The organism is Caballeronia sp. dw_19, from assembly GCF_018449515.1.
GTDB lineage: Bacteria > Pseudomonadota > Gammaproteobacteria > Burkholderiales > Burkholderiaceae > Caballeronia.
Map to the genome: position 1 here is coordinate 529,657 of NZ_JAAVUQ010000001.1, position 11,108 is coordinate 540,764.

General features: G+C 60.3%; 14 protein-coding genes. 13 read left to right on the forward strand and 1 reads right to left on the reverse strand.

The annotated features are described in order from the left end of the window. The first annotated feature begins 36 nt into the window (after positions 1-36). The 13 genes from HB376_RS02450 (at position 37) to HB376_RS02510 (ending at position 10,655) form a co-directional block, all read left to right on the forward strand. On the forward strand, positions 37-804 hold the full coding sequence (locus tag HB376_RS02450) for a S49 family peptidase (RefSeq protein ID WP_255631110.1): 768 nt from the start codon (positions 37-39) through the stop codon (positions 802-804). A 23-nt stretch (positions 805-827) separates the two neighbouring features. Further along, entirely contained in the window at positions 828-1,511 is a 684-nt protein-coding gene (locus tag HB376_RS02455; protein ID WP_213761808.1) for a hypothetical protein, read from the forward strand. 48 nt (positions 1,512-1,559) lie between these two features. Beyond that, positions 1,560-2,237, forward strand: a complete 678-nt coding sequence (locus HB376_RS02460) for a head decoration protein (protein ID WP_213761809.1) — start codon at positions 1,560-1,562, stop codon at positions 2,235-2,237. 87 nt (positions 2,238-2,324) lie between these two features. After that, positions 2,325-3,380, forward strand: coding sequence for a major capsid protein (locus tag HB376_RS02465; protein WP_213761810.1), 1,056 nt, complete (start codon positions 2,325-2,327; stop codon positions 3,378-3,380). Next, entirely contained in the window at positions 3,380-3,685 is a 306-nt protein-coding gene (locus tag HB376_RS02470) for a hypothetical protein (protein WP_213761811.1), read from the forward strand. Before HB376_RS02465 ends, HB376_RS02470 begins: the two co-directional genes overlap by 1 nt. Continuing rightward, on the forward strand, positions 3,682-4,035 hold the full coding sequence (locus tag HB376_RS02475; protein ID WP_213761812.1) for a hypothetical protein: 354 nt from the start codon (positions 3,682-3,684) through the stop codon (positions 4,033-4,035). The genes HB376_RS02470 and HB376_RS02475 overlap by 4 nt, the downstream gene beginning before the upstream one ends. Further along, positions 4,032-4,592, forward strand: a complete 561-nt coding sequence (locus HB376_RS02480; protein WP_213761813.1) for an ABC transporter permease — start codon at positions 4,032-4,034, stop codon at positions 4,590-4,592. The genes HB376_RS02475 and HB376_RS02480 overlap by 4 nt, the downstream gene beginning before the upstream one ends. A 10-nt stretch (positions 4,593-4,602) precedes the next feature. Continuing rightward, positions 4,603-4,872 carry a DUF2635 domain-containing protein gene (locus HB376_RS02485; protein WP_213761814.1) on the forward strand — a complete coding sequence of 90 codons (270 nt, stop codon included), beginning with the start codon at positions 4,603-4,605 and terminating at the stop codon, positions 4,870-4,872. Continuing rightward, positions 4,873-6,387 carry a phage tail sheath subtilisin-like domain-containing protein gene (locus tag HB376_RS02490; protein ID WP_213761815.1) on the forward strand — a complete coding sequence of 505 codons (1,515 nt, stop codon included), beginning with the start codon at positions 4,873-4,875 and terminating at the stop codon, positions 6,385-6,387. Between the two features lie 62 nt (positions 6,388-6,449). Continuing rightward, a complete protein-coding gene (locus HB376_RS02495; protein WP_213761816.1) occupies positions 6,450-6,833 on the forward strand; it encodes a phage tail tube protein in 384 nt (127 codons plus the stop codon). A gap of 3 nt (positions 6,834-6,836) precedes the next feature. Beyond that, positions 6,837-7,178 (forward strand): phage tail assembly protein, encoded by a 342-nt coding sequence (locus HB376_RS02500; protein WP_213761817.1) that lies wholly within the window; start codon positions 6,837-6,839, stop codon positions 7,176-7,178. A gap of 64 nt (positions 7,179-7,242) precedes the next feature. After that, the gene (locus HB376_RS02505; protein ID WP_213761818.1) at positions 7,243-9,207 is read left to right on the forward strand and encodes a hypothetical protein; all 1,965 of its coding nucleotides are present in this window, start codon (positions 7,243-7,245) and stop codon (positions 9,205-9,207) included. Further along, positions 9,204-10,655, forward strand: coding sequence for a DNA circularization N-terminal domain-containing protein (locus HB376_RS02510; protein WP_213761819.1), 1,452 nt, complete (start codon positions 9,204-9,206; stop codon positions 10,653-10,655). The genes HB376_RS02505 and HB376_RS02510 overlap by 4 nt, the downstream gene beginning before the upstream one ends. Here the strand turns inward: HB376_RS02510 and HB376_RS02515 are convergent, their stop codons facing one another. Further along, positions 10,656-11,105: a hypothetical protein gene (locus HB376_RS02515; RefSeq protein ID WP_213761820.1), complete on the reverse strand. Its 450-nt coding sequence runs from the start codon at positions 11,103-11,105 to the stop codon at positions 10,656-10,658. It abuts the gene before it with no gap. Positions 11,106-11,108: the final 3 nt, after the last annotated feature.

The window sequence follows — 11,108 nt, forward strand, 5'->3', positions numbered from 1 at the left end:
ATCGCGGCTCTGGCCGATCGTCTTGGCGTTTCTCAGATGGTTCGCCTGAACGGTACTGCAATCAATCCGTCCGCGATGGAAGACGATGAATATGGGTTTGCCGAGCCAGGCAGCACGCCGCGCAGTGGCTATGACATGGTCGGCCCGATCGCAGTGATCGACGTGCAAGGTACGCTCGTGCAAAAGCTGGGCTCCCTTCGTCCATGGAGTGGCATGACCGGATATGACGGCCTCCGCCAGAACCTCTTCATGGCTGTTGCAGATCCGAAGGTCGAGGCGATCGCGCTCAACATCGATTCGCCCGGTGGAGAAGTAAGCGGGTGCTTTGATTTGGTGGACACGATCTACGGTCTCCGCGGAAAAAAACCGATTTGGGCAATCCTGGATGAGTCGGCCTACTCGGCCGCTTATGCCATCGCCAGCGCGGCTGACAAGATTTATGTTCCGCGGACCGGTGGAGTTGGCAGCATCGGCGTCATTGCGGCCCACGTGGATCTGTCGCAAGCGCTGACGGCCGCAGGTATCAAGGTGACGTTCATCACCTACGGGGATTACAAGGCAGACGGCCACGCCGAGCTGCCTCTTTCGGATGAAGCGCTCGCGCGCTTTCAGGCCGACATCGATGCGATGGGCGAACTGTTCGTTGAAACGGTTGCCCGCAATCGGAATATCTCGGCCGCCACGGTCAGAGGTACGAAGGCCGCATGTTTCATGGGTGCCAAAGGTGTCGCCCTTGGACTTGCGGACGAAGTGGCGGCGCCTGATGCCGCGTTTCGGGCTTTGATCAAAACGATCACGGCCTAAACCATTCCATATTGAGGTAGCACATGAGCAAGCTCTCGAGGTTTGCGGCCGCGTCGCCGTTCGCCCATTTTCTGGGGCTCGCCGGCCTCGCCGCGCGCGCAGAAGAAACCACCGACGACGATCGCAAGCAAGGCGCGGATGAGTCGGACGACGACTACTCCAAGCGCATGAAGAAGATGGATGAAGACGAAGCCAAGCGCGCGGAGGAAGAAGAAAAAAAGAAAGAGGAAGAGGCACGCAAGGCCGAGGAGGAAAAGAAGGAAGAGGAAGCGCGTGCTGCCAAGCGCGCGAAAAAGGCGAAGCGCGAAGCCGACGATGACGACGACGCCGACGACACGGAGATGGATGAAGAGGACGACGACGAAGACAAGAAGCGCGAAGGCCGCGCCCAAGGGGCTCGTCAACGTGAACGGATTCGTTGCGCCCGGATCCTGGCCGCAGGCGTCAAGTCAGGCCGCGTCAATCAGGCTTGTGCGTTTGCGTTCGATACCACGATGACCGCGAAGCAGGCGGTAGGTGCATTGGCCGCCGGCGCGCTCGACGTTCAGCCGAAGGCTTCCTCGAGCCGGAGCGGCCTGCTCGAGCTCATGGCGAAGCACCCCCTTCCGAACCCGGGCGCCAGCGGCGGTGCATCGCCGAGCGCAGATCCGGCCGCGGCGGCAGCCGCCAAGGTTGTTGCCGCCGGCGAGCGCGCACGCGGCGGTTAATCGGGCTCGTTGCAGCAAGCGCCCCCTCTTCTTTCATTGGAGAACTCCATGAGCTTGACCGTCAATAGCGTTGGCGAAAATCCCCAGCAGCCTTCGATCTACGCCGAAACATTCATCCCGGATCAACTGATCGCGGGCAATCTGAAACTGGTTTCCCAGTCGATCCAACTGATGGCCGGCACACTGGCCCGCGGTGCGGTCCTGGGGCAGCAGACCAACAACAGCATCAACTCCGCCGCCGGCACCAACACCGGCAACGGCACGATCGGCACGCTGTCGCTCGGCGCGACCGAAACGTTCGGCGTGTTCACGCTTGTGGCCACCAGCGCGACGAATTTCACGGTCACCGATCCGGAAGGCAATGCGCTGCCGCCAGCGACTGTGGGTACCGCGTACTCGAACGCCGAGATCGGTTTCAAGATCACCGCCGGCGGCACCCCGTTCGTCGCGGGCGATTCGTTCACGCTGAATGTGCTCGAGGCGACCGGCAATTACATCCTGTCGGTGAAAACCGCCAGCGATGGCAGCCAGGTCCCATCCGCGATCCTTGCGGGCTCGACCGACGCAAGCGTTGCACCGCAGCTGGCCGGCGCGTACTTGCTCGGTGAGTTCAACCAGAACGCGGTCAGCTTCGATCCGTCGTGGTCGCTCCCTGCGTTGCAAACGGCTCTTCGGCCGTACGGCATTTTCCTGAAGTCGACTGTCTCGGCGGCAGATCCGAGCTAACCCTCCCCCACGTTCCATCTGAAAGGCCCGCTTCGGCGGGCCTTTTTCATTGGCGCGCCAGAAACGTAGATATCGGAGAACCCGACCGTGAGCTTTCTTTACGACACCAACGTCCTGATTCAGATCGTCCCCAATCTGAAAACGGCTCAGCAGTTTCTGCTGGATAAGTTTTTCACTAACCAGGTGACGTCCGATACCGAGAAGGTCTCGATCGATATCGACGTGGGTAAGCGCCGGATGGCGCCGTTCGTCTCGCCGCTGGTTGAAGGCAAGCTCGTCGAGCAACGCCGTTACCAGACCAACGAGTTCACGCCTGCCTACATCAAGGACAAGCGCGCGCCAGACCTGCTCAAGCCTGTACGCCGGATGATCGGTGAGCGGATCGGCGGCGAGTTCACCGGCGAAGAGCGCGAGATGGCCAACCTGTATGCCGAAATGGCTGACCAGGTCGATATCGCGAAGCGTCGTATGGAATGGATGGCTGCCCAGGCACTCGAAACCGCGAAGCTGACCGTCGAAGGTGACGGTTACGAGATGGTCACGATCGACTTCGGGCGGGATCCGTCGCTGACCGTCGCATTGACGGGCAGTGCAATCTGGAATCCGACCAACATCGCGGCCGGCACAGCAAACCCGACGGCCAATATCGACGCATGGCAACGGCAGATCCTGAAGATGTCCGGGGCGAAGGTCACCGACATCGTCTTCACGACGAGCTCGTGGATCAACTTCAAGTTGGATCCGGTGCTCAAGGGCGCGATCATCTTCCCGTCACTGAACCCGAGCGGCAACATCGTCGACCCGGGCGCGCGCGTCGAGCAAGGCGCGGTGTATATGGGTCACTGGGGCCAGTATGACCTCTGGGTCTACAACGACTGGTTTGTCGACGAGAACAACCATGAAGTGCCGATGCTGACGGACGGCACGGTCATCATGAGCGGCCCCACCCTCATGGGCACGCGTGCGTTCGGCATGATCAAGGACCCGGCCTTCAACTACAAAGCGCTGCCGTTCGCACCGAAGACCTGGGTGCAGGAAGACCCAGCACAGCGCTTCATCATGATGCAGTCCGCACCGCTCGTTATCCCGAGCCGGGTGAACGCATCGTTCTCCGCAACTGTCTGCCCGCCGGTGTTTGACTGATGAGCGGCGCTGACAAGCGGAATTCCAACGTGCCGCCCGCGAGGAATCCCGCTCCCAACACCACCACGGAAGACCCGGGCGAAAGCGGCGGTTTCATCGTCGCTCGCGGGCGCACCGTGCATGTCGACGGCGTGGCCATCAAGCCCGGTCAACCGGTCGACTTATCGCCCGAAGATGCTGAATGGCTGCAGGCTCGCGGTTTCATCGTGCCCGCTGAATCGGCGGATTCGTCAGGAGGCGGCGTTGCTGTCGGCGGCCTGCGAATCAACGGTGGCCGCAAGCCCGGCGGCGTCGTACCGCGATGAGCGTCGACTGGGATGCGTCAGTGCTTATTCCCTGCCACGACATTGCATTCGGCGAACCGGCAACGTTCACGTCGGTCGGCGGCGCGCCGATGCCAGTCGTCGGGATGTTCTTTGATGGCTACACGCGCAACGTCGACCTCGCCGACGACGTGGGTGTGACTACGGTTAAGCCTGTCTTCGTCGTTCGCACTGAGCAGTTCACCGGTGCGCTCCCGCTCCCGAAGCCACTGCCGAAGCAGAACGACAAGCTTTCGGTCACGAGCGCCAATACCACCTATGTGATCAAAGATGCGCAGCCCGATGGCGTGGGTGAATTGCGGCTCGAGCTTCAGAAGGTGAGTTCGCCATGACCTCCTCAGTCGTTATTCGGCAACTGGTCGTTGCAGCTCTCACTGGAACGACCGACGCCGGCGCGAATGTGTTTTTCGCGCGCACCTGGCCGACGCAGCCCGACTCGTATCCGATCTTGATGATTCCCCCGCTCGAAGAGAACGGCGAGTCATGGGGTCCAACCGGCGAACCTTCTTTCACCGTCACGACCACCTTGCGTGTTATCGCGCGTGTCCAGGAACCGGCCGAGCTCGAGGACGCCGGTGCAGCGGCCGTCGCGATCGCGCTCGAGACACTCCGGGACCAGATCAAAGCAGCGGTGATTAATAACCCGACCCTCATGGGCTGGGGCGCGCCAATTCAGGAGTTCAAGCACTTCCGGTGCATGCCTCATACGACGGCCAACGGGGAGCAACCCATAGGCGAAATGGTGGTGGAGATCGACATGGTCTTCCTCCAATCGTCGGGCTCGGACTTCTATCAGATTCCGGCGGTACCGCTGCAGGGCGTCGACGTCACCGTGTTGGAGCCAGACGGCACGACCGAGCCGGGCCTAACCATCAACCTTCCCCAGTAAAGGAAACACCATGTTTGTGAAACCCGCGCCGGGCGTGCTTCTACGCGACCCGGTCACGAAGCAGCTTCTGTCGGCCGCTCCGGTCGAGGGAGTGAAGACCACGGTCGTGCCTGACGAAGGCATGCAGGTGGGTGATTTCGACCTTTACTGGGTGCGCCGGGTCCGTGATGGCGACGCAGTCCAGGTGGCACCGGCGGCAAAGGCGAGCGCGGCAGTAGCAAGCACCGCTTCAGCGAGCAGCACCGCTGCGGCAACGATCGACACGAAGGGAGCCAAATAAATGGGCGATATCTCTTTTCCGAATATTCCGCAAAATATTCGTGTCCCATTGTTCTATGCGGATCTCGATCCCAGCAATGCGAATACGGGACAGCAGACCCAGCGCGCGCTGATCATTGGCCAGATCCTCGCGAGTGGCAGCGGGACACCGGGCACGCCGCGGATCTCTCAGGGAACCTCCGATGCGAATTCGGTGGGCGGCCAGGGTTCGATGCTTGCGCTGATGACCGCAGCCTATCGTGCGCGCGATTCGTTCGGCGAGGTCTGGTATCTGCCGCTCGCGGACGACAGTGCGTCGGTGGCGGCTGCCGGCAGTCTGAACTTCACCAGCGTTCCGACCGTGACCGGCGTTCTCTCGCTGTATATCGCCGGACAGCTTGTCTCGCTGGTCGTCACCCCGACCATGACGGCTGTTCAGATCGCGGCGGCGCTGGTCGCACAGATCGGCAATCTGCCAAATCTGCCGGTAACGGCTGCAGTTGACGCCACCACGACGTCCAAAGTTGATATCACGGCGAAGAACAAGGGTCTGGCCGGCAACGACATCGACATGCAGCTGAATTACGGCGGTACCGCCAACGGGGAGGCAACGCCTGCCGGTCTTGCAGTGACCATCATTGCAATGTCAGGCGGCGCGACGAATCCGTCGACGCTCACCGCCGGACTCGCAAACTTGGGGGACCAGGAGTTCGATTTCATCGCGTTCCCGTACACGGACGGCACATCGCTCGATGCGATGAAAGCATTTCTGAGCACTCAGACAGGCCGCTGGAGCTGGAGCGAGCAGCTCTACGGAGGCGCGTATTGCGCCTATCGCGGCACCCTCGGCGCGCTCACGACATTCGGCGTCACGCGAAACGATGAGCACGTCTCGATCATGGGCTTTAATGGCTCCCCCACGCCGAGCTGGGTCATTGCGGCGGACATTACAGCCGCAGTTGCGATCTCTGCGCGCGCTGATCCGGCGCAGCCGCTGCAGACCGTGACTCTCGCAACAATGCAGGCGCCCCCGCTGCCGTTGCGCTTCGCGCTGACCGATCGGAACACGCTGTTGTATGACGGCATTTCGACGTTCGCAACGGGCGACGACGGCACGATCTCGATCGAGAACCTGATCACGACGTACCAAAAGAACAGTTTTGGTGACGCGGACGATAGCTATCTCGAGGTGGAAACCTTGAACACGCTGACGTACGTGCTGCGTCAGCTGAAGTCGGTCGTGACGACAAAGTACGCCCGCAAGAAACTGGCTGCAGATGGTACGCGGGTGGTTCCTGGTACGAACGTGGTCACGCCGAGCATGATCAAGGCCGATCTGATCGCGCAATACCAGACGCTCGAGGAAAACGGCTATGTGCAGGGCAGCGCTGTTTTCGCACAAGGCATCATCGTCCAGCAGAACTCGCAGAACCCGAACCGCGTTGACGTGCTGTACCCGGCGATCCTGATCGATCAGCTGCGCGTCCTCGCGCTGTTGATGCAGTTCTCCAACATCGTGCCCGCGACCGCGAGCTGATCGCGGCCTAACCGCAACTCTGGCCGCCGCAAGGCGGCCTTCCTCTTTTCTGGAGACAGGCAATGGCTTCTCCCACTGGGTTGCTCGCCGGCACGGCGTCGCTTTCGATCGATGGCACGACATACATGATCACTGGCGACTTCAAGTACAAGCCAGCCGGTAAGAAACGCTCGACGCTCTCCGGCATGGACCGCGTCCACGGCTTCAAGGAAGAGATCTCGGCACCCTTCATCTCTTTCAATCTGCGCGACTGGGGTGGCCTGACCGTCGCGGACATTAACTCCATGACGGACGTCACGGTGGTCGGGCAACTTGCAAACGGCAAGACGATCATCGGCCGTGACATGTGGACCGTCGAAGAGCAGGAAGTCGATTCCGTGGAAGCGAAATTCGATGTCCGACTGGAAGGTCCGGACGACTGCGTCACCGAAACAACTTCGAGTTAAAAAATGGACGACGAAAAGACAATCCGCCTTACCAAGCCGATCACCCTTAAGGGCGATAGCGTCACGTACGACGTCATCACACTGCGCGAACCGACAGTCGACGAGCTCGATCGAAGCGCGCAGACCGAAGGTTCGGCGTACGCATCGAACGCTGCGCTCATCGCCATGGTCGGCAATATTCCGCTCGCCGTCGCACGCAAGATGGGCAAGGCGAACTATGAGGAGGCGACTGCGTATCTGTCGGGTTTTACATGGCAGCCCCCGCTGTCTGGCGGGACCTCGGGGACCGACGCGCGGACGTCACCTGGCTCTACCGGTGGGGACCCGACGACGTCGGCAAGCTAACGCTGCGCCAGTTTCAGTATTGGCATGACCAGGCAGTACGATTGAAGCAGTCCGGAGCAACCTGATGGCAAACGTCTTTTCGATAACGATCACCGCTGTAGATCGTGCGACCGCGATTGTCCAAAAGGTCAATGCTTCAATCGCGAAGACCACCAAACCGATCGCCGATGTGAAGGCGTCGGTCGACGCTTTCTCGAAGGCAACTGGAATCGATAAGGTCGGCCGAGGTTTAGAAAAGGTCGGCAACATTGCAAGCGATACGGCGCGGCGTATCGGCTCTATCGCACCGCCGCTTGCCGCGATCGCGAGCGTTGGCACCATTGCTGGCATTGCGGCGCTCGCCCACAACTGGGGCCGTTCAGCAGTCGAGATCGCTAATACCGCTTCCGTCATCGGTGTCTCGACCGATCAGTTACAGAAATACCGCGGCGCTGCGCGGCTCGCCGGCCTGTCCGACTCGGATATGACCAATGGCCTAAAAGCTGTGGGATCGGCATTCGAAGATGCAGCCGCGGGCCGGGACACGTTTGCCGCCGGCGTGATGTCGAGCAAGAACATCAGCATCCACCGGCTTGCAGACGGCTCAGTGGATGCCGTGCGCGCGTTTAATGATGTCGCCGCTGCTGCGGCGAAGATCACCAACGTGCAGGCGCGAGGAAAATTCCTCGAAATCTTTGGCATGGGCGGTCTGCAACCGATGATCGGTCGGGTTGCAGAACTCAAGGCGCAATTCGAGAAGTTGAACGGCGTGATGTCGCCCGCCCAGATAGCACAGGGTGAGCGGTACAACGAATCAATGGTCGCGCTGGACGTCAGCGTCGACAAACTGAAGAACTCGATTGGCGCAGCGCTCGCGCCGGCTCTTACGCAGGTCGTCAATCAGCTCATTCCGATTGCGGATAAATACGGGCCGAAGATCGCTCAGTGGATAGAAAGCGTTGATTGGAGCAAGGCGGCACGCGAAACCGGCGAATTCGCCGTTGCGCTTGGCGGCCTAAAAGGCGCCGCGATTGTGATTTCTGCAATCACCTTCGCCAAGCCTATTGCGGCGATCGCTCAGATGTCCACTTTGCTATTGCCACTGATGCCGGCGTTGGCTCCCCTCGCCGCGCTGGCGGCCGGCGGCGCGTACACGATCGAGAAGCTCAAGGATTCGACAGAGTCGGGCCATTTCGTGCCCCGATATCCAGGCGCTCCCATTCCGAAGCCGCTTCCGAAATCACAGACTAACGCCGGCCTATGGGATAGGTTCTGGTCGGGGACTGGCAAGTTTGTGCCGCGCAATTCGACCGCGGCGCACGGGTCAACGTCAGGTGCGCCGGCGCCAATCGCTAGCTCGGCGCCTGCGGCGTCCCCCGACGCCTCGGCGGGTGGCCCAGCGCCGGTAGCAACACCGGCCGCACGTCGGGCCGGACGCGCCAGCGATCCTTTGGGGATCCGCAGCAACAATCCGCTGAACCTATCCGACAGTGGAGTGGAACGCGTGTATGCCACCCCGGAAGACGGGCTCGCCGATGCCGTAAGTAACCTTCAGCGAAACTATCAAGGCTTGACGATCGCCCAAATTCAAAAAAAGTGGACAGGAGGCGCGCAGACGGGGAATTCGCCCGAGCAGATCGCCAACTATACGGGGCTGATGTCGCAGGCTTCCGGGCTGAAGGCTAACCAGGTCCCGGACCTATCCGACCCGAGCGTCGTATCTTCCCTGGTCAGCGGGATGATTCGCGCCGAGAACGGAAAGATGCCGTACACCGCGCAGCAGATCGGCGCGGCGACCCTTCAAGGCATGCGCCGCACGCCCTCCGGCTCATCGTCCGGTGATCCTCGCTTCGCAGCTACGCCGGCGGCGCAACAGCCCGATGGCAGCAATAGCGGCGATTCAAGCGGCGCCCCAGTCACCGGCAGTGTTCAGGTTGACGTCACATTGCACAACGCTCCCAAAGGTTCGCGGGTAACTGTCGCGTCAAGAGGCAATGTTTCCGCCAGCGCCAGGATTGGCACATCCGCTTTAATGGAACCAGCCGTATGAGCGCAGCAACTCTCACAACGTTTGCCGGCAGCATCGGCGGCCTGGCTTCGGCGGCAAGCGCGCTCTCTTCGATCCTGACCGGACCCGGCGCGAATACCTGGTGGGGATCCCTGCGTCAGGCTTCGTTCGGCGGTGTGCCGTTCGCGGTGTTGGACAACACCACTAAGTTCGGCGGTCGCAACGTCGTGCACCGTTATCCATATCGGGATGACGTCTGGGTCGAACCGTTGGGCAAGCTCGCGAGGAGCTTCGCAGTCACGGGCTTTCTGATCGAGAACAGCCTTGTCTATGGGAAGTTGAAGGGAGTGCCTAGCTCGGTAATCGCCCAACGCGACAATCTGGTTGCAATCTGCGAACAGAATGGTCCGCAGACTTTGGTCCATCCGACATTCGGGACGATAGATAACGTGAGCTGCCTCGAGTCGGAGGCTAGCGAGAGCATCGGTCACGGCCGCGTGATCATGATTCGCTTTTCCTTCATCCAGGGTGGCGCGCGGATTTATCCGAATGTGAAAGAGTCGCCAGCAGGCGGTATACAGGGAGGATCTCAGGGTGTGCAAGCTGGAGCTCTATCGGATTTTGCGAAGAATGCCGCAACAGATATCCAGCAAGGTGCGGCCGTCGTACATACAGCGGTAGATACAGCGATTTCCTGGTACCAAATAGCGGTGACTGACATTCACGACGTAAAGCGCGTCATCAATGCCGTTTCAACATTGGCCGGCGACTTTGGCCGGTTCTTCGGCGGCGGCAATGACGGATATACCGGGACGAACCTGACGGCGCCCGTCGGCACGACTCCCGAGCAACTTCTCGCGGCGGACACCGCGAACGTTGCCGCTGTAGTCGGTGCCGGCGCGGCGCTGCAGACGGCGGCCGCGAATGTGAGCGACACAACGACTTTCGCTTCGTGCGCGCAGCAGCTTGTCACCGCGCTTGCGGCCACGGCAGCCGATCCCGCGGATGCCATCCGGTTAGCCAGCGATCTCGCGGGGTTTTCGCCGACCGGCATGTTCACGAGCTCAGTGATTGGAAGCGCGATGTCATCGATGCAGACGAGCTGCGCAGCACTCTTTCGCCGCTCGGCGCTCGCTGGAGTCGCCCAGGCCTGTTCGACCTATCAGGCATCGTCATATGACGATGCCGTGAACGTGATGCAGAGCGCCACTGCGCTCATCGATGCCGAGATCGAGGTCGCCGGGGATGCAGGAGATGACGAGAGCTTCGCCGCGTTGCGCGTGCTACGCAACGCCGTTGTTCAGGACCTACAGGCCCGCGGCGCAGATCTCGCGCCGCTCACGACCATGACATTCAACGGAACGATGCCAGCGCTCGTGCTGGCGCATCGTATCTATGACGACGCCACGCGAGCGGATCAGTTGGTACAGCAGGTGCAGCCAATTCATCCGCTGTTCATGCCAATGACATTTCAAGCGTTGTCGTCTTAACTAGTTAAGCGGCTTAGAGAAAGATTTCAGATGTCCGTCGATGCACTTGCTAGTGACCATGAAACGTTTTAGCTTCAACGTCCCATCTTTGCCAATAACCCAGTGGTCTATCTCGCCACCACCGATAACGTCGTCAGGAGTGCAATAGTCGACAGGATGTGGGGATACCTTAATAAGCGAAACATCTCTATTGATATATCCATATTTAAATTGGCTGTTTGAAATTCCGCCAATTTGCTTTAGGCCAGGGATGTCAGGTAATCCCATTGCGATGGCGAAGGTCTGATCACCAGTGAGTTCATGGCATGAAGCGCCTGAACCCTGCCTGGCATCTCCGACTTGCGTGCAATAGGAAGCAGGAGAATTTGCTACCCGATAGAGCTCTTGTTGAGAAAATGCGCTGGGTGATAGCCCGATTAGAAATGCCATAACGAGAGTTTTGAAGTGCATTTT